18 protein-coding genes and 1 pseudogene are annotated in these 22,778 nt (G+C 64.3%); 8 read left to right on the top strand and 11 right to left on the bottom strand.

All coding sequences use genetic code 11. The features are described 5' to 3' along the window. The first annotated feature begins 255 nt into the window (after positions 1–255). The 4 genes from ACO2RV_RS23700 to ACO2RV_RS23685 are packed head-to-tail and all read left to right on the top strand — an operon-like array spanning position 256 to position 3,878. Entirely contained in the window at positions 256–1,422 is a 1,167-nt protein-coding gene (locus ACO2RV_RS23700) for an aminotransferase class V-fold PLP-dependent enzyme (protein WP_423296671.1), read from the top strand. A 47-nt stretch (positions 1,423–1,469) separates the two neighbouring features. Further along, positions 1,470–2,357, top strand: coding sequence for an amino acid ABC transporter substrate-binding protein (locus ACO2RV_RS23695; protein WP_423296687.1), 888 nt, complete (start codon positions 1,470–1,472; stop codon positions 2,355–2,357). Positions 2,358–2,415: 58 nt separating this feature from the next. Next, positions 2,416–3,189, top strand: coding sequence for an amino acid ABC transporter permease (locus tag ACO2RV_RS23690; RefSeq protein ID WP_423296670.1), 774 nt, complete (start codon positions 2,416–2,418; stop codon positions 3,187–3,189). Continuing rightward, the gene (locus ACO2RV_RS23685) at positions 3,186–3,878 is read left to right on the top strand and encodes an amino acid ABC transporter permease (protein ID WP_423296669.1); all 693 of its coding nucleotides are present in this window, start codon (positions 3,186–3,188) and stop codon (positions 3,876–3,878) included. The genes ACO2RV_RS23690 and ACO2RV_RS23685 overlap by 4 nt, the downstream gene beginning before the upstream one ends. A gap of 121 nt (positions 3,879–3,999) precedes the next feature. Here ACO2RV_RS23685 and ACO2RV_RS23680 read toward each other — a convergent pair whose 3' ends face one another. Beyond that, positions 4,000–5,319, bottom strand: a complete 1,320-nt coding sequence (locus ACO2RV_RS23680; protein ID WP_423296668.1) for an NtaA/DmoA family FMN-dependent monooxygenase — start codon at positions 5,317–5,319, stop codon at positions 4,000–4,002. Between the two features lie 302 nt (positions 5,320–5,621). Here ACO2RV_RS23680 and ACO2RV_RS23675 point away from each other — a divergent pair, with 302 nt between their 5' ends. Together ACO2RV_RS23675 and ACO2RV_RS23670 are read left to right on the top strand one after the other, a co-directional pair. After that, complete coding sequence (locus tag ACO2RV_RS23675; RefSeq protein ID WP_423296667.1) at positions 5,622–6,950, top strand: NAD(P)/FAD-dependent oxidoreductase; 1,329 nt, start codon at positions 5,622–5,624, stop codon at positions 6,948–6,950. Positions 6,951–6,978: 28 nt separating this feature from the next. After that, entirely contained in the window at positions 6,979–8,277 is a 1,299-nt protein-coding gene (locus ACO2RV_RS23670; protein ID WP_423296666.1) for an NAD(P)/FAD-dependent oxidoreductase, read from the top strand. Here the strand turns inward: ACO2RV_RS23670 and ACO2RV_RS23665 are convergent. The 5 genes from ACO2RV_RS23665 to ACO2RV_RS23645 all read right to left on the bottom strand — a co-directional run bounded on the left by ACO2RV_RS23665 (position 8,274) and on the right by ACO2RV_RS23645 (position 14,383). Beyond that, positions 8,274–9,101: an ABC transporter permease gene (locus ACO2RV_RS23665; RefSeq protein ID WP_423296686.1), complete on the bottom strand. Its 828-nt coding sequence runs from the start codon at positions 9,099–9,101 to the stop codon at positions 8,274–8,276. The genes ACO2RV_RS23670 and ACO2RV_RS23665 overlap by 4 nt on opposite strands. Before the next feature lie 6 nt (positions 9,102–9,107). Then, positions 9,108–10,379 (bottom strand): ABC transporter permease, encoded by a 1,272-nt coding sequence (locus ACO2RV_RS23660; protein WP_423296665.1) that lies wholly within the window; start codon positions 10,377–10,379, stop codon positions 9,108–9,110. Positions 10,380–10,547: 168 nt separating this feature from the next. Then, entirely contained in the window at positions 10,548–11,603 is a 1,056-nt protein-coding gene (locus ACO2RV_RS23655; RefSeq protein WP_423296685.1) for an ABC transporter substrate-binding protein, read from the bottom strand. Positions 11,604–11,644: 41 nt separating this feature from the next. Continuing rightward, on the bottom strand, positions 11,645–12,748 hold the full coding sequence (locus ACO2RV_RS23650; RefSeq protein WP_423296664.1) for an ABC transporter ATP-binding protein: 1,104 nt from the start codon (positions 12,746–12,748) through the stop codon (positions 11,645–11,647). 396 nt (positions 12,749–13,144) lie between these two features. Next, positions 13,145–14,383, bottom strand: a complete 1,239-nt coding sequence (locus ACO2RV_RS23645; protein ID WP_423296663.1) for an MFS transporter — start codon at positions 14,381–14,383, stop codon at positions 13,145–13,147. 69 nt (positions 14,384–14,452) lie between these two features. On the opposite strand from ACO2RV_RS23645, the gene ACO2RV_RS23640 reads away from it, so the two are divergent. Next, positions 14,453–14,896 (top strand): helix-turn-helix domain-containing protein, encoded by a 444-nt coding sequence (locus tag ACO2RV_RS23640; RefSeq protein WP_423296662.1) that lies wholly within the window; start codon positions 14,453–14,455, stop codon positions 14,894–14,896. Positions 14,897–15,075: 179 nt separating this feature from the next. On the opposite strand, the gene ACO2RV_RS23635 is transcribed toward ACO2RV_RS23640, so the two are convergent. From ACO2RV_RS23635 to ACO2RV_RS23620, 4 genes are all read right to left on the bottom strand, one after another. Beyond that, on the bottom strand, positions 15,076–16,413 hold the full coding sequence (locus ACO2RV_RS23635) for a porin (protein WP_423296661.1): 1,338 nt from the start codon (positions 16,411–16,413) through the stop codon (positions 15,076–15,078). A 148-nt stretch (positions 16,414–16,561) separates the two neighbouring features. Continuing rightward, positions 16,562–18,070: an arginine/agmatine antiporter gene (gene adiC / locus ACO2RV_RS23630; RefSeq protein WP_423296660.1), complete on the bottom strand. Its 1,509-nt coding sequence runs from the start codon at positions 18,068–18,070 to the stop codon at positions 16,562–16,564. A 21-nt stretch (positions 18,071–18,091) separates the two neighbouring features. Then, positions 18,092–20,362, bottom strand: coding sequence for an Orn/Lys/Arg decarboxylase N-terminal domain-containing protein (locus tag ACO2RV_RS23625; protein WP_423296659.1), 2,271 nt, complete (start codon positions 20,360–20,362; stop codon positions 18,092–18,094). 1,049 nt (positions 20,363–21,411) lie between these two features. Beyond that, the gene (locus ACO2RV_RS23620; RefSeq protein ID WP_423296684.1) at positions 21,412–21,981 is read right to left on the bottom strand and encodes a TetR/AcrR family transcriptional regulator; all 570 of its coding nucleotides are present in this window, start codon (positions 21,979–21,981) and stop codon (positions 21,412–21,414) included. Between the two features lie 173 nt (positions 21,982–22,154). On the opposite strand from ACO2RV_RS23620, the gene ACO2RV_RS23615 reads away from it, so the two are divergent. Further along, positions 22,155–22,553, top strand: coding sequence for a RidA family protein (locus tag ACO2RV_RS23615; protein ID WP_423296658.1), 399 nt, complete (start codon positions 22,155–22,157; stop codon positions 22,551–22,553). 100 nt (positions 22,554–22,653) lie between these two features. On the opposite strand, the pseudogene ACO2RV_RS23610 reads toward ACO2RV_RS23615, so the two are convergent. Continuing rightward, positions 22,654–22,778 (bottom strand): annotated as a pseudogene (locus ACO2RV_RS23610) (IS5/IS1182 family transposase); the annotation flags it as partial.

Below are 22,778 nucleotides of genomic sequence, written 5' to 3'. Positions count from 1 at the left end.
GGCCTTGGTGCTCTCAGGCCACGAAAGGCCATGACCTCAAAATACAATTTTATCGAAAAACGGAATAAAAATTGACATTAAATGATATTTCAATGGACTGACCATTGAGCACACCTATCCTTTGATCGGCTCTCGGGCGTGGCCTGAATTTGTGCAGCTCAGGCGACCGGTACGGGCAGGAGAAGAGGCGGGTGCATGTCGGCGCTACGGCAGCCGGGCCTTCGCGGCCAAGGCGCCCGCCGACTGGAGAAGAAGATGACCAAGCATTACGACGTCGAGGCCGTCAGGAAGCTGTTTCCGGCCGCGGAGAAGATGACCTACCTCGACTCCAGCTTTCAGACGCCGATGTCGACGCCGGTGCGCCAGGCGCTCGAAACCTTCATCCAGGAGGCCTATGAGACGGCCGGCCCGAAGGCGATCTGGGTCGATCGCATGGAAGGCGTGCGCGCCAAGGTTGCCACCCTGCTGAAGGCGACGCCGCAGGAAATCGCGTTCACCAAGAACACCTCCGAGAGCATGAACATTGCTGCCAATGCCCTGCCGCTGAAGGCGGGGGACAATGTTCTCATGCTGCATGGCGACCACCCGAACAACGCCTACGCGTTTCTGAATCTGGCGAGAAAAGGCGTCGAGGTTCGCTTCGTGCCGATGTCGGAAGTCGTGAACGCAGACAGTTTTCGTCCGCATATCGACGTCAATACCCGCGCCATTTCGATGTCGCAGGTAACCTTCCATGCTGGGCATTGCTTCGACATCGAAAGTGTCGGCCAACTCTGCAGGGAAAGGGGCCTCTATTACGTGCTCGATATCATGCAGGGTGTCGGGGTCGTGCCGATCGATGTGAAGAGGGTCGGCGCCACCTTCATCGGCGCGGGCACGCATAAGGGCCTGCTGGTGCCGCAGGGCCTGGGCCTGCTTTACTGGGACAGCTCCCGCACCGAGCTTGAACCGGCGTATCTCGCCGCTATCAGCCTCGCCCGCCCGCCGGCAGATTTCATCGCCCGGCCGGACGATCTCGAACTCGTCGCCACCGCGGGGCGCTTCGAGATCGGCAACTTCAACCTGCCGGCGACGCATGCGCTGGGGGCCGCGCTCGATCTGATCGCATCGATCGGTGTCGAGAAGATCGCCGCGCATTGCTTCGATCTCGGCGACCGGCTGATCGCGGGTCTGGATGCGTGCAGCGTCGCGCTGGTCGGCCCGCGCGAGCGCGCCCACCGTGCCCCGCACATCTATGTCGCCGCGCTGCCGGCAGATGAATGGCTGGAGTATTTCGCCAGCAGGGGCGTGCGCCTGTCGCCGGAGCGCGATGGCCTGCGCATCTCTCTCGGCATGTTCAACACCGCGTCGGATGTCGACCGCTTCCTCGACGTCGTGCGCGAGCGGGACATCACCTCGGGCCGCTCGCCAAGGGCCGCCTGACCGCCGCACGCCCATCACTGCCCTATAAACAACCAGAGGGAACCATGATGATGAAACTGACCGCGCTACTGGCGGCTGCCGCCGTGACAGTGCTGTCGCTGTCCGCCGCGCAGGCCGGCCCGACGCTCGATCGCATCAAGGCCAGCAAGTCGATTTCGCTCGGCTATCGCGAGGCGTCGATACCCTTTTCCTATCTCGGCGCCGACCAGAAGCCGATCGGCTTCTCGCTCGACCTGTGTGAAAGCCTCGTGAAGCGGCTTGAGGCCGATCTCGGCGAGAAGATCACCGTCAATCTTGTGCCGGTGAACTCGTCGAACCGCATTCCGCTCATCCAGAACGGCACCATCGACATCGAATGCGGCGGCACCTCCAGCAGCAAGAAGAGGTTGGAGCAGGTGACGTTCAGCGTGTCGACCTTCGCCAGCCAGCCGGCCTGGCTGACCATGGCGGCCAGTGGCTTGAAGTCCACTGCCGACATGAAGGGCAAGACCGTCGTCGTCACCCAGGGGTCGAATGCCGTGGGTATTGCCCAAGGCATCTCGCTGAAGGAAGGGCTTGGCCTCAACATCGTGCAGGCGAAGGATCACGCGGAATCCTTCCTGATGCTGGCATCCGGCCGCGCCGCCGCCTTCATGGAGGACGACATTCTGCTTGCGGGCCTCAAGGCCCAGTCGCGTGATCCCGAGACGCTGGCCTTCCTGTCGGATCAGTATCCCAAGACCTATTACGGGCTGATGTTCTCCAAGGACGACCCCGCGTTCAAGAAGACCGTCGACGATGTACTGGCCGGGCTTATGGCCTCGGGCGAATTCACCAAGACCTACGACAAGTGGTTCGTCTCGCCGATTCCGCCCAAGGACATGAATCTGGACTTTCCCATGAACGAGGCCCTCAAGCAGCGCGTCGCCGCGCCGAGCGACGTCGTCGATTACTGATCGTCCCGGCGGGGCGGTCTCGGCGGCGGCGCCCAGAGCGGGATGAAGGAGGGGCACCATGTTCGCCGTTCTTTTCGAGCAGGGCTCGGACGGGCGCATGTATCTCGTCTGGCTGCTGTCCGGCCTCGGCTGGACGCTCAGCTTGGCGTTCTTCGGCTGGTGGCTGGCATTTGCCGTCGGCGTTCTGGTCGGTATCGGCCGCACGGTCGAGAACCGGACGATGGCCTTCCTCGCCCGCTGCTATGTGGAAGTCTTCCGCAACATCCCCGTCCTTGTGCAGATGTTCCTCTGGTATTTCGTGATGCCGGAACTGCTGCCGACGGCGGCGGGCAACTGGGTCAAGCAGTTGCCCCCACCCTGGGGCGCCTTCTTTCCCGCGCTCATCTGCCTGTCGCTCTACACCGCCTCGCGCGTCGCCGAGCAGGTCCGGGCGGGGCTCGAGGCGCTACCACCAGGTCAGCGCGAAGCCGCCGCGGCGCTCGGCCTGAACCAGCGCCGCGCCTATTGGCTGGTGCTTGTCCCCCAGGCACTGCGCCTGATCGTGCCGAGCCTGACCAGCGAGGTCATGGGCATCTACAAGAACACCTCGGTCGCTCTCGCCATCGGACTGCTCGAACTCACCGCACGCGCCCGCCAGATCAGCGAGGAGACCTTCCAGACCTTCGCCGCCTTCGGCACGGCCACGATCATCTATCTCCTCCTGGCACTCGTCGCCTATCGACTGATGAACTGGATCGACGAGAAGGTGAAGATCCCCGGCGCCGCCCCGCCCACCCGCAGGAAGGGCTGGCGGGGGCTGGCACGCCGCACACCGGGGGAAGCGGTTTCATGAGCGAGCTCGATTTCAGCATCGTCTATGAAAACCTGCCCTATCTCTGGCAAGGGCTTCGCTTCTCCCTCCTGCTGACGGCGGTGGGGTTTGCCGCCGGCATGGCGCTGGGTACGGGTCTCGCGCTGCTGCAGCATCTGGAAGTGCCGTTCGGAGCCACCTTCGCGCGCGGCTATGTGGCACTGATCCGCTCGATCCCGCTGATCCTGGTGCTGTTCTGGTTCTTCTTCCTCGTCCCCCTGATGCTCGGCGCATTGTTCAATGGCGGGCGCCCGATGCCGATCGGCGGGGTATGGACGGCGTTCATCACCTTCTCGCTGTTCGAGGCGGCCTATTACTCAGAGATCATCCGCGTTGGCCTGCGCTCGGTGAGCAAGGGACAGTACGAAGCTGCGCGGGCGCTCTCGCTCTCGACCCTCAAGACTTACCGCCTCATCATCCTGCCGCAGGTGGTGCGGGTGGCCAGCCCCATCATCCTCAGCCAGACCATCATCCTGTTTCAGGACACCTCGCTGGTCTACGTGCTCTCGCTGACCGATCTCGTCGGCGCCGCGTCCAAGGTGGCGCAGCTCAATGGGCGGCTGGTGGAAATGTATCTGGCGGTCGCGGTGATCTACCTCGTCATCTGCGGTGCCGCGTCCCAGCTGGTTACGATTCTGCGCCGTCGCACCCAACTCAATGCAGGCCGATAGGCCTCTCGTGAACGTCAACGTTTCCTCGCGGCTCATCGAAAGCGCGACGCGGTTTGAGACCCCATCAGCAAACCGGGACAGTGAACAGCAAACAGCGTGGCCGGCGCCCGTGGCATGAGCGTCAGAACTCCAGCAGGTTGTCGCGCAACTGCTCGTGCGCGTAGGCGCGGCGGGTGAGGCCGCGACGCTGCAGGACCGGCACCAACCCGTCCATGATGGTGGCGATCGAGCGGCGCGAGGCGTCCGGCAGCGTGAGCAGGAAGCCGTCGCCGCCGATCTCCTGCATCGCCTCGTCCATCTGCGCGGCGACGCTCTCCGGCGTACCGACCATGTCGACGCAGTAGCCAGCGGTGACGTGCTCGATCATCGCCTGGCGCAGCGGCTTGTCGCCGGCGCGGGTGAGGAATTGCGAAAGGCTCGACTGGTGGCCGTTGGTGGTCAGCGTCAACTCGCTCACCGGCGTGTCGAGATCGAGGCCCGACAGATCGAGATTGGTGACCCAGCCGAAGCGCGCCATGCGGGCGTCGAGGTTCTTCTCCGCTGAGGCGCGGCGCTCATCGGCGAGCCATTTCGCGTGCTCCGCGGTCTCGCCGACGATGGGCGAGAGGAGGAACAGCACCTTGCAGCTGTCAGGATCGCGGCCCAGTTCCACCATCTGCGCGCGGATGTCGTCGCGATACTGCTTCATCGCCGCGATTCCGTTCGGCGCGGCGACGATGGTGTCGGCGTGGGTGGCGGCGATCTTGCGCCCGCTCTTCGAGCCGCCAGCCTGTGCGATCACGGGCCGGCCCTGCGGGCAGGGCCCGGAGTTCAGTGGGCCGCGGGAGGCGTAATACTGGCCCTTATAGTCGATGGTGTGGACCTTGGAGGGATCGATCAGCACGCCGTTCTCGTGGTCGTCAACGATGGCGCCCGGCTCCCAGGACCCCCATAGCCGCTTGACGATCTCAATATACTCCTCGGCCATCACATAGCGCTGATCGTGCTCAGGCAGCTTGTCCATGCCGAAATTTTGGGCGGAATAGTCCGACGAGCCGGTCACCATGTTCCAGCCGGCGCGCCCGCCGGAGATCTGGTCGAGCGAAGAGACGATACGGGCCGTCAGGTAAGGATGGTAGGCAAAGGTGGATAGCGTCGGCACGATGCCGAGCCGCTTGGTCGCCGCCGCCATCAGCGTCGCCACGACCGAGGGCTCTTGCCGCGGCACGCAGATGCCGCCTTTGAGGAAGATATCCCGCGAGTTCTGCCAGTTCTGGCCGATATAGATCGAATCCTCGATCAGGATGTAATCGAAGCAAGCCCGCTCCATCGCCCGCACGAGGTCGAGGAACATGTCGGCCGTCATCCATTCCTGCGCGATGTTGCCGGTCCACGGCTCGCCCCAGGCCTGGATGCTGGAGCCCTGGAGGAACCAGGAAAGATGAAACGGCTTCGCAGGCATGGGCACCCTCTCTCGCAGATCGCATTGGCCATGGCCGCTCGCATGCACAAGCCGGGCCTGCGCGCTCGCGGGCGACTATCGCCAAGAGAAAAAGTTTGCTTTGCCGGCCGGATCAGCCCTCCTTTCAAGTTCCTCTGGCACCTCGCCAGCGACCGGCCACCTTCTCACCGGTGCGCGTGCGGACCAACATCCTCTCCGGCAAGGACGATCTCGCGCTGCCGTCTGGCATCGCCCTTGCTGGTCTCGTCTGTCCACCGCGCACAAGCGGAGGACGCCCTTATCCTCTTTGGTAGCAGCGTTTCATGGGCCCCCAAGTCGTACCTGTCGCTTCCGACTCCGCATTCCCCGCAACCGCTGACGTGGTCATCGTCGGGGGCGGCATCATCGGCACAACCAGCGCCCTCTACCTCGCCGAGCGCGGCCTCAAGGTCGTGCTGTGCGAGAAGGGTCACATCGCCGGTGAGCAATCCAGCCGCAACTGGGGCTGGTGCCGGCAGGCCAAGCGTGATCCACGCGAGCTCGACCTGATCCGCGAGGCACTGCGTCTGTGGCGCGGCATGGACGCACATATCGGCGCGTCGACCGGCTTCACCACCACCGGCATCATGTTCTCCGCCGCCGACGCGAAGAAAGAGGCCTCTTTCGCCGACTGGGTGAAGGAAGCCGCCGCCGCCGGGATCCACGCCGAGATGCTTACCGCGAAAGAGGCGGCGCGCATCCTGCCGGGCGACACCGCACCCGCCGGGGCGGCGCTGTGGTGCGCGTCGGAGGGCCGAGCCGAGCCGCAAAAGGCGGCACCCGCCATTGCCGAGGCCGCACGGCGGCGCGGCGCCGTCATCCTCACCGACTGCGCGGTGCGCGGCATCGAGACCGGCGGCGGCAAGGTCATCGCCGCTGTGACCGAACGCGGGCGCATCACCACCTCGAACGTCGTGGTGGCCGGCGGCGCCTGGACGCGGCGCATCCTCAGTGATGTGGGCATCGACCTGCCGCAGCTGAAAGTGCGTGCCAGCGTGCTGCGCACCTCGCCGGTCGCAGGCGGACCGGAAGCCGCGCTGTGGGATCACGAATTCGCCTTCCGCAAGCGTGAGGACGGCGGCTACACCATCGCCAACGGCCATGTGAATGTCGTCCCCATCGTCCCCGACAGCTTCCGCTTCTTTATGGACTTCCTGCCCGCGCTGCAGATGGAGTTCGCGTCGCTGCGCCTGCGCTTCGGGTCGCGCTTCTTCACCGAATGGAGCGAGGCGGGGCGGCGCCCGTTTGATGAGCCCTCGGTCTATGAGGCGATGCGCGTGCTCGATCCGGCACCGGATATCGGTTATCTCGAACAGGCCCTCGCCGCCCTGAAGCGGCGTTTCCCGGTGTTCGCGGATGCGCGCATCGTGCAGAGCTGGGCCGGCTTCATCGATGCGACGCCGGATGCGGTGCCCGCGATCTCGCCGGTGGATGGCGTCTCCGGCCTCATCGTCGCCACCGGCTTCTCCGGCCATGGCTTTGGCATCGGCCCCGGCGCCGGGCACCTCGTCGCCGACCTCGTCAGCGGCGCCGCGCCCATCGCCGATCCAACGCCATTCCGCCTGTCGCGCTTCTTCGACGGCTCGCGCCCGCGCCCTGTCGCCGGTCTGTGAACTGGCCTTCCGTCACGGAGTTTCCGATTTGCCTCGCACCATTCCCCGCCGGCCGCTGCCGCCCTCGCTCTATGCCGACACCGCCCCGCCGGCGCCGACCACCACTGAACTTGCCGGCGACGTGACGGCGAAGATCGCCATCATCGGCGGCGGCTTCACCGGCCTGTCGACGGTACTGCATCTCGCCGAGGCCGGCGTCGATGCGGTGATGATCGAGGCCAACGAGATCGGCTGGGGCGCCTCGGGACGCAATGGCGGGCAGGTCAACCCCGGCCTCAAATGGGAGCCGGAGGAACTGGAAGCCGGCTTCGGACCTGACCTCGGCGCGCGTATGGTGCGGCTCGGCAGCGAGGCTCCCGGCCTTGTCTTCGATCTGGTCGAGCGGCATGGCATCGCCTGCGCACCGCGCCGCGGCGGCACGATCCGCGCCGCCGTCTCGCCGCGCTCGGCGGTGGGCGTGCGCAGCTATCAGAGACAATGGGCGGCGCGCGGGGCGGACGTGGTCATCGCCGAAGGAGCGGCGCTCGCGAAGCTGACCGGCACGAGAGCCTATCCGCTCGGCGCGCATGATCGGCGCGGCGGGCAGGTGCAGCCGCTTGCCTATGCTCGCGGCCTCGCCGGCGCGGCACTCAAGGCCGGCGCGCGCATCTTCACCGGCTCGCCGGCCTTGAGCCTGGCGCGCAAGGGCGGTGGCTGGCGTGTGACGACGCCGGCCGGCACCGTGACGGCCGAGCGGGTGGTGCTGGCGACCAACGGCTATAGCGACGATCTGTGGCCGGGCCTGCGCCGCTCGGTGATCCCGGTCTATTCCTCGATCACCGCCACCGCGCCGCTGCCGCCGGACATCGCAAGCGCCATCATGCCGAACGGCGTGGTGCTCTACGAGATGTCGTCGACCTATGCCTATTACCGCATGGACGAGGCCGGTCGTTTCCTGATGGGTGGGCGCAGCGCGCTCCGCGACACCTCCGACCCGCACGACTTCGCCGGCCTCGTCGTCCATGCGAAAGAGCTTTTTCCGGCGCTGGACGTGGCGACATGGACGCATTGCTGGAACGGCCAGGTCGCGGTGACGTGGGATCATCTGCCCCATGTGCACGAGCCCGAGCCCGGCATCCATATCGGCCTCGGCTATAACGGCCGCGGCGTCGCCATGGCGACCGCCATGGGCCGCATGCTGGCCCGCCGCGCCACCGGCGGCGGGCCGGAGACGCTCGATCTGCCGGTGACCTCGATCCAGCCGATCCTCGGCCATTTCGCCTGGCCGCTGGCGGTGAAAAGCCGGCTGAAGTGGGACCGGCTGCGCGAGGTCGTAGGACTGGCTTAAGCGAGATTGCCCCGCAGGCGCTCCGAGCGGCGGCGCAATCGTTCCAGCGTCAGCATCAGCAGCGCAGCGAACACCACGAGGAAGGTCGCCGCCGCGGTGATCGTCGGCGATATCTGCTCGCGAATGCCGGAGAACATCTGCCGCGGCAGCGTGCGCTGGTCGGGGCTCGACAGGAACAACGCCACCACCACTTCATCCCAGGATGTGACGAAAGCGAACAGAGCACCGGAGGTGACGCCGGGCGCGATCAGCGGCAGCGTCACGGTGCGGAACGCCGTCCAGGGCGAGGCACCGAGCGAAGCCGCCGCCCGCGTCAGCGAACGGTCGAAGCCGGTCAGCGTCGCCGTCACGGTGATGACGACGAAGGGCGTGCCGAGGATCGCATGAGCCAGGATCAGCCCGAGATAGGTGTTGTTGAGCCCGACCGCGGCGAAGCCGAAGAACATCGCTACCGCGACGATCACCACCGGCACGATCATCGGTGAGATCAGGATGGAGAGGATGAGCCCGGCGAAGGGCACATTGCCGCGCGACAGGCCGAGCGCGGCGAGCGTGCCAAGCGTCGTGGCGATGAGGGTGGAAAACACCGCGACGATGGCGCTGTTCTGCAGCGCGATTCGCCAGCGGTCATTGAAGAAGAAATCCTCGTACCAGCGCAGGCTCAGCCCCGGCAGTGGATAGGTGAACCAGGGTTCGCTGGAAAAGGAGAGCGGCATGATCACCAGGATCGGGCCGACCAGGAACAGGAACACCAGCGTGCAATAGACGGCGAACAGCAGGTAGGCGAATTTTTCGCGCGGCGTGGCGTAGGACGGTGCAAGCATCATGCGTCAGCCCAGTTTCACCTTGTCGATGCCGACAAGGCGGTTGAACACCCAATAGAGCGCCAGCGTGATCAGCAGGAGGATGGCGCCGAGCGCGGAGGCCTGACCCCAGTTCATTTCGCGATTGGTGTAGAGCGCCACGAAGTAGCTCACCATCTGGTCCTGCGGCCCGCCGACCAGCGCCGGTGTGATGTAGTAGCCGAGCGACAGGATGAAGGTGAGCAGGCACCCGGCACCCACTCCCGGCAAGGTCTGCGGCATGTAGACTGTGGTGAAGGCGGTGAGCGGCCCGGCGCCGAGCGAGCGTGCGGCGCGCAGATGCGAGGCGGGGATTGACTTCATCACCGAATAGATCGGCAGGATGGTGAAGGGCAGCTGGATGTGGGTCATCGCCAGCACCGTGCCGAAGCGGTTGAAGATCAGCTGCGCACGCTCGGTGGTGAGATGGAGCGCCAGCATGATGTCGTTCAACACGCCATTGCTCTGCAGCAGCACGATCCAGGCGGTGGTCCGCACCAGGATCGAGGTGGTGAAGGGCAGCAGAACCAGGATCATCAGCACGTTGGCATGGCGCGGCGGCAGAATGGCGAGCAGATGCGCCACCGGATAGCCAAGCACCAGCGTCGCCACCGTCACCAGGAAGCTGATCCAGATGGTGCGGAAGAATATATCGACGAAGATCGACTGATCCTCGAAGTTCCTCATCACCGCGCCAGCTGCGTCCTGTCGCAGGTCGAGCGAGGTGAGCAGGTAATAGGGGGTGATCGGGTTGCCCGCCCGCTTCATGATCGCCCAGAAGTCCACGCTGCCCCATTCCGGGTCGCTGGCAAGGAATTTTTCCTTCCATGGACCACCGCCGCCGGCGTCGATCAGCCGGCCGGCCTTAAGGAAGCGCGAGCGGGCGCCCGGCACCTCATAATTGATCCGCTTGCCGACCTGCGCGGTCGTGCGGTCCTTCTGCGTCTGCACGAGATCCTGCGCGAAGGCGGCGAACACGGCCTCGTCCGGCGTCGAGATGCCATCCCATTGCTGGAGCGCTGCCATGGTCGCCGGCATGGTGTCGCGCACTTCGGTATTCTCCACCGCGCGCACCAGCATCAGCCCGATCGGCAGCGCGAACACCGCCAGCACGAACAGCAGTAGCGGAGCGACCAGCGAGAAGGAGCGTGCCCGATTCACCCGTTCGGCCCGCCGGAGTTTGGTCTTCAGCGAAGTCCGGTCGAAGCCGGCGCCCGCCTTGGCGGACTCGGCCTCGCTGCCATCTATGGCGATTGCCATGTCGATATCCCCTCGGCGGCGCCGGGCTGTCCGCCGCAGGACGGCGGCCCGATCAGGTTTCGGTCGGGACTGCCGATGGCCCCGGCCGTCGTGCTGCTTCCGGTCAGGATGGGCCTGACCGGAAAAAGGCGCGTGGTCAGCTCGCCCGAAGGCCCGGTTGACCCGTGCTCACTGCGCGACCCAGGTGTTGAAGCGCTTCAGCAACTCTTCCTTGTTGTCGCCCCAGAAGACGGGATCGTTGGCGAGCGCGGTCTTGGAGTTCTCCGGCGCGGTCGGCAGGTCCTTGAGGATATCGGGGGCGATATTCGGCGTGGCGGCGAGCAGCGCCGGGCCATAGGAGATGTACTTGGTCTGCGCGGCCTGCGCCTCCGGGCTCGAGGCGAACTCGATGAACTTGTACACCGCCGCGAGATCCTTAACGCCCTTCGGGATCGCCCACAGATCATAGTCCATGAGCTGGCCGTCCCAGACGATCTTGAAGTTCTTCTTGTCCTGCTTGTTGGCGTTGTAGATGCGCCCGTTCCAGGCGGTGGCGAACACCACCTCGCCCGAGGCGAGCAGCTGCGGGGGCTGCGCGCCAGCCTCCCACCACACAATGTCCTTCTTGATGGTGTCGAGCTTCTTGAAGGCACGGTCGACGCCTTCCTTGGTCTTCAGCGTCTCGTAGACCTTGTCGGCCGGCACGCCGTCGGCCATCAGCGCGAATTCGAGATTGCCGAACGGAGTCTTCTGCAGCGAGCGCTTGCCCGGCCACTTCTTGGTGTCGAACAGTCCGGCGAGGGTCGTCGGCCCATCCTTTAGCTTGTCGGCGTCATAAGCGTAGATCGTCGAATAGATGATGGTCGGGATGCCGCATTCGAAGGTCGAGCCTTTCACGAAGGCCGCCTCGCCGCCGAACTTGGAATAGTCGATCGGCTGCAGGAAGCCCTCGTCGCAGCCCTGCTGCGCCGTGGCGGCATCGACGTCGACGGCGTCCCAGGTGGTGTTGCCGGATTCGACCATGGCGCGGATGCGCGCGGCCTCGCCGTTATATTCCTCCTGCGTGATCTTGGTGCCGGTCTTGGCGGTGTAGGGCTTGAAATAGGCCTCGTCCTGGCTGGTCTGGTAGGCGCCGCCCCAGGAGGTGATGGTGAGGCCCTCCGCCAAGGCGGCACCGGAGCTCGCCGCCAGCGCGGCCGAAATGGCGAGCGCGGAAAGGGTCGTCGTCAACGGCTTGATCTGCATGGTCTTGCCCTTATGGTCGGTATCATTGCAGGGGAAAGGCATCAGGCCGCGTCGAGGGCGCGGCAATCCTGCGCGCGCCATCCCAGCGGTATACGGGAACCAACGTCGAGAGCCGGCCGGTCCTCGACATTGCCGATCTTCACGACCACATCCGCGCCGCTGTCGAGCGTGCATCGCACGCGGACATGGTCGCCGAGGTAGATGATTTCCGCGATCACCGCCTCGAAGTGGTTGTCGAGCTCGCCCGTCGGCGGCGCGATCCTGACGCGTTCGGGGCGGATGGAGAGCAGACAGTTCTCGCCGACACGGGCGGCGTCGGTCAGCGTCGCGGCGACATTGTCGCCATTTGCCAACACGACCGTGCACACCGCCCCGTCTGCGGCCTTGATGCGACCTGGCAATCGGTTGTTCTCACCGATGAACTGGGCGACGAACGAGTTGGCCGGGCTCTCATAGAGCTCGGACGGCGACGCGATCTGCTGGATGATGCCGGCGTTGAACACGGCGACGCGGTCCGACATGGTCAGCGCCTCGCTCTGGTCGTGCGTGACGTAGACCACGGTGATACCGAGCCGCTCATGCAGATGGCGGATTTCCATCTGCATGTGCTCGCGCAGCTGCTTGTCGAGCGCGCCGAGCGGCTCGTCCATCAGCACCAGCTTCGGCTCGAACACCAGCGCCCGGGCGAGAGCGACGCGCTGCTGCTGGCCGCCGGAGAGCTGACCCGGCATGCGCGCCGCGAAGGCGCCGAGATGCACCATGTCGAGCGCCTTGGCGACACGCTCGGCGATCTCCGTCTTCGGCACGCCGCGCACCTTGAGCGGGTAGCCGACATTCTGTGCCACGCTCATATGCGGGAACAGCGCATAGTTCTGGAACACCATGCCGATGTGCCGCTTCTCTGGCGGCAGGGCGTCGATGCGGTTGCCGTCGAGCATGATGTCGCCGGAGGTCGGCGTCTCGAAGCCGGCCAGCATCATCAGCGTCGTTGTTTTTCCCGAGCCAGAGGGGCCGAGCAGTGTCAGGAACTCGCCGCGGCGGATACGCAGACTGAGATCCTTTACCACCAGGATCTCGCCGTCATAGGTCTTCTGGACACCGGCGAACTCAACGAAACTCTCGCCGGCACTTACGGGAAGCTTCATGAATGCTCCTCAACTCTTGTAGCGACGGGCGATCAGCCCGCTTTTTCCCGGCAGCCGTTTCACATGTCGACGTCGGTTCCATCAGGCGGTCGCCGGCAGCACACTCCCGCAAGCGGCATGCCAAACGTCGGCGCGAGCGATGAAGGATCAGACAACCGGACCGGTGCTGCGATAATTCCAGCAACATCAATCAGTTGAGATTCCTCGCCCCGAACGGTTCCAAGTTTCTGGACCGGAGGAGCCCCCCCCAGCCAACACGTGCCGCCGGACGCCAATTCACAAGCAGCACAGGCGGGATATGACTAAGAACTAGGCGTGCGCACTTTGTGGCCGCCCGCGACCCGGCTCCGGTTCCGAAGCGGTGGGTTTCGACACCCCTTGCGCGGGTCGTGGCGATCAACTCGCGTGTTTGGCGGAGTTGCCCTTTACAATCGCGACGACGATTGCGGCGAGCATCATGGCGGCTGCCAGCAGGAAGGTCAGCCGCATCCCTGAGGCGATGGCCATGGGCGTCGCGCGGGCAAGTTCCTCCGTCCCGACGCCGAAGGCGAAGGCGGCACCCATGGCGGACGCACCGGCGATCAGGCCGATATTGCGTGACAGGCCCAGCAATCCGGAGACCGTGCCGCGCCGGTCCTTGGCCACGTCGGCCAGCGCGGCAGTGTTGTTGGCGGCTTGAAAGAGTTGATAGCCCGGCGTCAGCACGATGATGGAGAGCACATAGCCCGCGATGCCGATCAGGTTCGGCAGAAGCGCCAGCAGGAACGCCCCTGTCGCCAGCAGGGCAAGGCCGATGGCGAGCATGCGATTGCTGCCCCAGATATCGACCAACCGCCCGGACGGAACACCGCTGAAGATGGAAATCACTGGCCCGATCGCCATGACGAAGCCGACCTGCATCGCCGGCAGCCCAAGCCCGAGGCCGAGATAGAAAGGGCCCACCACCAGCGTCGTCATCATAACGGCGGCGACGATGACATTCACCAGAAGGTTCGGCGCGAGGTTCCGGTTCATGACCAAGCGCAGGCTGACGGCCGGTGCCCGTTCATTGACGGGCTCGGCCGGGAGCATCGTGATCGCCAGTATCAGGGCCACGGCTGCCAACGGGACCTGTGCCCAGAAGATGCCGCGCCATCCTGTCAGCAGAATCAGCAGCCCACCGAGCGAGGGGCCAAGCGCCGTGCCCAGCGCCGATACCGTGCCGAGCAGCCCCATTGCTCGCCCCATACGCGGCTCGCTCGCGGTCTGGCGCATCAGTGCCATGGCGAGCGTCATCAGGAATGCCGCGCCCAGGCCCTGAATTGCCCGTGCCCCGATCAGCAGCCACAGGCTCGAGGCGACGGCGCACAGCAGCGAAGCGAGGGCGAACACGGCGAGCCCGACCACAAGCATGGGCTTCAGGCCGCGACGGTCGCCGAGCCGGCCGGCGATCAGCACGGAGACCGTCAGGGCCGCGAGGTAGGCCACGACGACCATCTGCACCTGCACGAAGGGCGCCGAGAATGCCTCGGCCAGCGTCGGCAGCGAGATATTGGCGATGCTGGTGCCGAGCGCGGCCAGCAGCATCGCGAGCGCCAGTGTGATCGTGATGCCCGTTGGTGCCCTCTTCGGTTCGACTGAATTCGACCGTTCCATCGCCTCGACCTCTTGCTTCCATATGTGTTGGAGAGCAGGCTGCCACTTTAAGTCGACTTGAGGTCAAGCATGAAGTTTCTGGATATTGGAGAGGTCGCGGAGAAGAGCGGAAACAAGCCTTCGGCACTGCGCTATTACGAGGAAGCCGGGCTGATTTCGTCGGTCTCCCGACACGGGTTGCGCCGACAGTTCGCACCCGAGGTGCTGCTGCAGCTCAAGCTGATCGCGATGGGCAAGTCGGCGGGGTTTTCGCTCGGCGAGATTGCCGGGATGTTCGGCAGGAACGGCATGCCGGACCTGCCGCGCGCCACGCTTCACGCGAAGGCGGATGAGATTGACCGGCAAATCCGGGAGCTGACGGCGCTACGCGATACACTCCGCCATGTCGCCGATTGCCCGGCGCCTTCTCACATGGAATGCCCGACGTTTCGGCGTCTGGTGGACGCGGCGAGCAATCGCGGCGCAAAGCGCAAGAAGACGGAAAAGCCGAGAATCGGCAGCCGACCTGCCTGACGAGGCTTATCGGGACGCGCTCGGCACCAGCATCGCATCGCGCTTTGTCACATCATCCGCCCCGCGCCAGCGGGGCGCTCATGCACAGCGCTGGTCCAACTGCGCCGAACAGTCGGGGCGACATCGGTCGCTGGGTCTGCGGCACGCGCCGACGCGATCTGAAAGAGCGTTGCCACCGCCTAGAACAGACGCTGTGCCATCAAGAGAACCTGTGAAGCCTCCTGCGCGCTCACGGGCAAGCCGTTTCCAGTGTCCACGTAGTCCTTTGCCTTGTACATGTTGTAGTCGTACTGCAGCGTGAGGCTGAAGGCGGGGCTGGGTTGCCAGGTGATATTGCCGCCCAGATTGTAATTGATGCCGCCCGAGGCGCCGATCGTTGCCTGCGCTTCCAGATTGTTGAGATCGAATTCGGCATAGCCGCCAAAGATGGCGGCGTTCCAGCGCGTGCTGAAGTTGTGCAGATACTGGAATGTCGCGTTCCAGCCGCTGACCTTGCTGAATCCGCCATCGGACGTCTGGAAAGCATCCGGAGGGCTGAAGTCGCCGGAAGCATTGATCAGGCCGAGATAGGAAACGGCACCGTCGACATAGGCCGCCTGCAGATAGAGCGTGTCGCCATTGGCGATCTGCGGCAGGTTGAACATCACGCCGGCCTGCACCGCATAGCCCCAGAACGACCCTCCATCGATGCCCCCTGCCTCGCCCGAAGGAAGGGCCAGCACCACCGTTTCGCGGTGCAGGGCGCCCGAGATCTGGAACTTGCCCCAATTGCCGCTCTGACCAAAGGCTCCGACAATATCCGGAATGTCGGACTTCGCGGTGAGGTTGTCCTTCGCGTCGGCGTTTGCTGGGTTCACGCCAGCATTTCGTTCGCTCGATTCCTCGATGGAGAGCGTTGCCGACCAGCCGTCATTGAAGTCCCATGTATAGGCGAGCATCGTCAGGTTGGTCTGGTCGCCAATGGTGGCAGGGTCGGTGCCCTCGACATTGGCATTGGCGTAGAAATCGAACACCGACTGGTTGTAGCCGAAGATGAAACCGCCGAACTGGATGTACATGGTCCACGGGGTTATCTGGGTTCCCGAGGCTCCCTCGATCGGCGCACCCCATTCGTCGACCAGGCGATATTGCAGCCGGATGTCCATGTAGCTGCGCAGCAGGCCGTATTCGGTTTCGGTACGGGTATCTATCTGGAGCCCGTATGTCGCAATGCCATAGGTCTTCCTGTTGACCTCCGGCATGTCCGTGAAACTGTTGTAATAGCCTTCGGCCCAGAGGTAGCCGCCGAAGCTCATGCAGGTATTGCTGCCGGGAATATACCAGAAACCGCCATAAAAATCGGAGCCGGCCGCCGGGCATTGCTTCACGTAGCGCGCATCGTTGCGCTTCGGAACGTCTGCGGCGAGGGCGACGGTCGACGAACCGAAAAGTGCAGCTCCTGCCACGGCGACCAGTAGCCGTGTCGAGGGCGTAGGGCACGGCCGGAGGCCGCACGTTGCGACAATCCTTTCGATCATCAACCTCCCCCTCCAGCCACGTTGCCCCGCTTGCCCGCTTCAGTGTAGCCGGGAATGCGACGCACGCATCTTCTCGGCCGCGTTTCCGTCTCCTGCCTGCCGGCCACGAGCCGCCAGGCACGGCCTGCATCAGTTTACCATCGCACGATCATGGCGTGCCAGGTGCGGGCGAGGCCGGCTGGCTGACGGGCGCAGGAGCGCGTGTCAGCAGTCGCTGGATCTCCCGCCTGCCGAGGGACTCCCAAAAGGTGAGGCCCAGCGCGACGATTATGATGACCAGCGTCGCGTAGCGTACCCACCGCGGCGAGCTTCCCCCCGTATGGAAGGTGCCGTCCTCGACATCGCGCTTGTGGTTGAGAGCGACCGCATAGAACACGATGGTCGAGATGACGAAGATCAACGCCCAACGCGTCTGGTTGCCATCGGAGCCGACCATGGCCCAGAGCGAGTAGACAGCGGCAATCAGGGCGATGAGCGTGTAGATGGTGTAGTCGCGCGGCGGCATCTTCTTGTAGCCGAGCACCTTCAGCGCGATGGCCGAGTAGATGTAGGGCAGCAGCGTCATGATGACCGCGACGGAGGCAATCTTGCCGAACTGCGCGCTCGCGGTCGGCGACATGGTGGCGAGGATCTGCACGGTCATGATCGTCGCCACGATGGCGAGGCCGAGTGCGGGCACGCCCTTCGCATTCACGCGGGCGAACACGTTGGGAAACAGCCCGTCGTCAGCCGCCGCCTTGGCGGTCTGGCCGACGAGCAGTGTCCAGCCGGCGAGCGAGCCAAGACAGCCTATGGCGGCGCACAGGGCCACGATGTTGCCGGCCATGTCGCCGAGCGCAAGGCGCGCGGCCTGCGCGAACGGCGCGGAGGAGACGACGAGTTCCTTGTTCGGGATCATCCCCATGATCACGCTGGACGACAGGACGTAGCAAACGCCCGCCAGGATCACCCCCGCCATGGTGGCGATCGGGATGTTGCGCTTGGGATTCTCCACCACCGCCGCGGAAACCGAAGCCGTCTCCACGCCGATGAACGCCCAGAGCGTGAAGGTGAGCGTGGTCCCGATCGCCGACAGCGAGCCGCCACCCGATACGTTCCATCCAGCCGAGTAGACTTCCGGCGAGAACCAGAACCAGCCGAAGATCGCCATGCCGATGATCGGCACCAGGGCGAAGGAAGTGGTGAAGGACTGCAGCCGGCCGACCAGGTTCGGTCCGAGGATATTGGCGTAGACGAAGAGCCAGACCACGGCGATCTGTGCGAAGGCGGAGACCAGCGGATTGGTCAGTGCCGGGAAGAACCCGGAGAGGTAGCCGAGGCCCGCGACCGCAAGGGCGGTATTCCCCAGCACATTGGCCAGCCAGTAGATCAGGTTGGTCTGGTAGCCCATATAATCGCCGAATGAGGCACGGGCATAGGCGTAGGGGCCCCCGGCCATGGGCGCGATGGCCCCGAGCTTGGCGAAGACCAGCCCGAGCGCCACGGCCCCGACGCAGGTGATGAGCCATCCATAGAGGGCGATGCCGCCCGTGACCGCGAGATTGGCGGGCAGCATGAAGACGCCCGAGCCCATCATGTTGCCGGCGACCATCAGCGTGGCCGCCGTCAGTCCGATCTTCTTGGGCGCTGCCGCCCCTGCTGCTGACGTGTCAGCCATGTCCCAGCCCCCTTTTTTCCGTCAGTGTTTGATGCAGAGGATGCGGTAGCGTCCGTCCTCAACCTCGACACCGTGAGTGTCGTGGCCGAAGCCGGGGAATCTGGCGTCGAAGGCTTCCAGCGCCTTGAGATAGCCGAGCAGGGGGCCATCGGCCGAACCGAAATTCTCACCCGGCATCAGCAGCGGAATGCCGGGGGGATAGGGCACGACGCCCGTCGCCACCGTGCGCCCGGCCATCTGGTCAAGGGTGAGGGATTCGATATTGCCGCGAACGAGTTCCTCATAGGCGCCGACCGGCGACAGATCCGGCACCGGAAGCTGCGAGAAGCCGGCGGACATTGTCGCGGTGGTCTTCAGATCCTTCACGGCGGCGAACATCTCGTCCGCCAGATCCTTCAGGCCGAGGCTGCCATAACGGGCGGGCGCCAGCGCGACGAGGTCGGGCAACACCTGTTCCAGCGGTGAGTTGGCGTCATAGTCCCGTTTGAACTCGGCGAGCACATTGAGCAGCGTGCCCCATTTGCCCTTGGTAACGCCCATCGAGAACAGAAACAGGATGGTGAAATCCGTCGTCTTCTCGACCACCACGCCCTTGGTATCGAGATAGGCCGTCACCAGGCTGGCCGGAATGCCGGTCGGCGCCAGCTCGCCGGTTGCCGACATGCCGGGGGTAAGCACCGAAACCTTGATCGGGTCGAGCATGCACCAGTCGTCTTCCAGCTCCGCGAAGCCGTGCCATGCAGCGCCCGGCTTCAGCACCCAGCAGCGGGAATCGGTGACGAGCTGGTCGGGGGCGGCCTCGTGGAACGGCACCATGCGCCCGCTGGCCTTGTCCTCGATGGTGTCGGGCTGCCAGGTAGTGAAGAACCAGTCGCCCCTGCCGGCATATTCGGCGCTGAACCGCGCCATGGTCTGGCGGAACGCCACCGCCTCGCGAATCGCCTCGGTGGTGAGCGCCGGGCCGGAGGGGCCGTCCATCATCGCCGCGCTTACATCGTTGGAAGCGATAATCGCGTAGTTGGGCGAGGTGGAGGCGTGCATCATGAACGCCTCGTTGAACCGCGCATGGTCGATGGGCCGGCGGCCGTCGCGCACGTGGATGAAGGAAGCCTGCGACAGCGCCGCCAGCAGCTTGTGGGTTGACTGAGTGGCGAACACGCTCGGCCGGTCCGCGCCATGCTCGGAGGCCGCGCCATGCATGGCGAAGCGCCCTTCATAGATCGGGTTGAACCGGGCATAGCCGTACCAGGCTTCGTCGAAATGCAGGCGGTCGACGCTCCGGCCCAGCAGTTCCTCGGCGCGGCGGACATTATAGCAGAGCCCGTCATAGGTCGAGTTGGTGACGATGACGTGCTTCGGCGTGCGGTCGATATCTTCCCCGACCAACGCATTGGTTGCGATGGACTGAGTGATGGCATCCGGCGTCATGCGCGAAGGCGGGATGGGGCCGATGATGCCAAGCCCATTGCGCGAAGGCATGAGATAGGTCGGGATCGCGCCTGACAATGTCATGGCGTGCTCGGCGCTCTTGTGACAGTTGCGGTCGCACAGACACACCTCGTCGCGCGTCACGCTGGCCATCAGGATGACGCGGTTGGAAGTCGAGGACCCATTGGTGACGGTGTAGGAGCGGTGGGCGCCGAAGACCTTGGCGGCATATTTCTCGCCGGCGCCGATCGGGCCGGAATGATCGAGCAGCGAGCCGAGTTCGCCCACCGAGATCGACAGGTCGGAGCGGAACATGTTCTCGCCGAAGAACTCGAAGAACGCGCGGCCCGCCGGGTGCTTGAGGAAGGCGGTCCCCCCCGTGTGGCCTGGCGTGTGCCAGGAATATTCGTGTACGCGGGAAAACTTGACCAACGCGCTGAACATCGGCGGCAGCACGCGCTGGCGATAAGCTTGCATCGCCGCAATGATGCGTCCGGTGATGAAACGGGGCGTGTCTTCCATCAGCCAGATGAAGTCGTTGACCTGCCCCAGCGCCTCGGCCGGGATGGTCGAGGCGAGCGAACGGTCTGCGCAAAGGAAAACGGGAACAGTGGCATTGTGGGCGCGGATGGTGGCCATGAGCGCCAGTGCCGCCGCGTGCGTCTCATCCCCGTCGACGAGGTCCCAATCGAGCACCACCGCCTGGATCGAGGTGTCGCTGGCGAACAGGTGTCCTGCGCCTTCACCGGAAGTGACCACCGCGGTGTCGACGTCGAGGGCCTCCAACTCGTGAATGAGCGTGCGAACCACATGGCCTTCCACAGTCGGCTGGTTCGCCAGCGCGTGCACGATCAGTACGCGCATCCCGAGCTCACTTTCTTTCGAGGGGATCATGACCGTTCCTTTCACGCATTAAGTCTCTCGCGGCTCGCGGCGTTACGCTGAGGGCGCGGTTGCTGTGGCGGGCGATGGCGAATGAGTTGCTGAGGCATGGAGGATGTCCCGCAACCGGTGCGCGTAGAAGCGTTGGACCTGCTTGCAGACGGCGCGCCCGGCAATTGCGCGCCCGTGCCAGCAGGGAGTGCTCGGATATCCTCGTCTGCCGGCGGTCCGGCAGCCTATAGGCGACAGATATGTAGTTATACGTAGATATATTCAAGTCATCGCAGATCGAACAAAGCCCGCTTCGGGCGAAGTCGCCTTCAAGGACGAAATAGGTCCGCTGACTCATCATGAGAACTTACGTTAAATTCGCCTTCCTAGGGCTGTCAATAAATGCATGGAGCGGATCAGGAGAATTTAGATAGTCGAATATGTAAAAGGACGCCCGCCTAACGCCTTCGTCATCATTCGGATGCTGGAATTTACAAGCCGTATACATAATTCCTGCATATCTCCATGCGGAGAGCAGACGAACCATGTCTCCCGTACCGATCGCAGGATGAATGGTCACCCGCGGACCGAGATCGCGCGGCCGCGCTGGATGGCCGGCAAGGGTCGTGCACGCAGGTGACGGGAAGGTGAAAGGCTGCCGCGTTTGAACGGCGCCCGGATCGAAGGCCCGGCGACCCGGTGCAGCGGAAGGCGATCGGCACGGAATGCCGCTTGATGTGTAAGCGTAAAATTCGGCAGTTAGGGCTGGCAACAAAGTGCGCCATGCTTCGGTATTAACAGAGCTCCTTTCCCTTTAATCGCGTAGCTCCCGTCCGGCCGCCTGCCAAACAACCTCCACGCCTACGCCGACACCTCACCCGATAGCGCCAAGCCAATCGCCAGAACGATCGCACAACTGGATAGAGATTGGGGGTCGCAGGCGGCCAAGACGAGAACCATGCGTACGCTGTAGTCTATGAGGGTCGGTAGAGAGTGCGGTTCTAGCCCACGCCCGAAACTGCGGCTTTGCTCGGCAACACTTAGCCCGGATCTGCCAGGAAGCCTTCGGCCATCACGCGGAACGCTTGGATCGCCTTGGGGAGGGCGACGTTTGGCTCGTCGCTGGCTGCGACCCAGAGAGCGGCGTTGAACGCTGCGCCGCTCAGGAGGCGTGACGCGGCTTCGATATCGACCGGCTTCATCACGCCGTCCTCGATCAATTCCGCAACCGTCTGCTTCGTCACGTTCAGGCAGGCATTCTGGCTCGGCCATTGTGACGGATCTCCAAGGAAGGCTGGTCCGTCGAGCAGCACGATCCTCCGGATTTCCGGATCGAGCGCCATCTCGATATAGGCTGCACCCTCCGCCAGCAGCCCCTCCCAGGCTGTCGAACTTCCGGCTGCGGCCTGCCGCGCGCGCGCAGCCATCTCGCCGTCGACCTGGGTGACGACGGCGCTCAGCAGGCCGGTCTTGTCGCCAAAGCCATGATAGAGCGCTCCGCGGGTAAGCCCGGCTTCCGCGGTAAGCTCGTCCATCGACGCCGCCGCAAAGCCGTGCCTGGCAAAGGCCTTGCGCGCGGACGCGATCAATCTGGATCGGTTTGCTTCCATCGTTTCGGCACGCCGCGTCTTCGCCACTGCACTCTCCATTCACATACGATGCGTATCTGACTTTGACACGGACGTCGTCACGCATTATCACATACGCAATGTATGTGAATGCCCGAACAATCGCTGGATTGTCCATCAGGGCATGTCGCTCGCGATGTGAAAGGAATAATGTGATGGCCCAACGCGAAGTGATCTTTCCCGCCGATCGTCATGCACTGTACGAGGCGCACGGCTATTCGGCCGCGGTGAAAGCGGACAATCTTCTGTTCGTGTCCGGTCAGGTCGGCAGTCGCGGCGACGGCTCGCCCGAACCGAACTTCGAGGCTCAGGTCCGTATGGCCTTCGCCAATCTCGAGGCGACCCTGAAAGCGGGCGGATGCGGGCTCGACGATATCGTCGACGTGACGACCTTTCATACCGATCCCGAAAATCAGTTCGGCACGATCATGGCCGTCAAAAGGGAAGTCTTCCCGGAGGCGCCTTATCCGAACTGGACGGCAGTCGGCGTCAACTGGCTCGCGGGGTTCGACTTCGAGATCAAGGTGGTCGCGCGCATTCCGGGCGTCACCTGACCCGGCCCATCGAGCGCCCGGCTGTTGATTTCCACCGAGAAGTGACCCGGGCTGATAGCGGTCTTCGGGTCAGGTGGCGGTCAAGTTTCGCGGCTTCTCTCTAGGTGACCGACTCATAACTTCGCAGCCAGATGCGGATTGATGCGAGTTGGATCGAGGCGAGGAAATTGTCGTCTCGCTTGTCGTAGCGGGTGGCGACGGCCCTGAAGTGTTTGAGCTTGTTGA

The sequence above is a fragment of the Ancylobacter sp. VNQ12 genome (assembly GCF_049445835.1).
In the GTDB taxonomy this organism is placed as follows: domain Bacteria; phylum Pseudomonadota; class Alphaproteobacteria; order Rhizobiales; family Xanthobacteraceae; genus Ancylobacter.
Note: the sequence above shows the minus strand (reverse complement) of the source record. Positions and strands in the feature narration are given on the sequence as shown.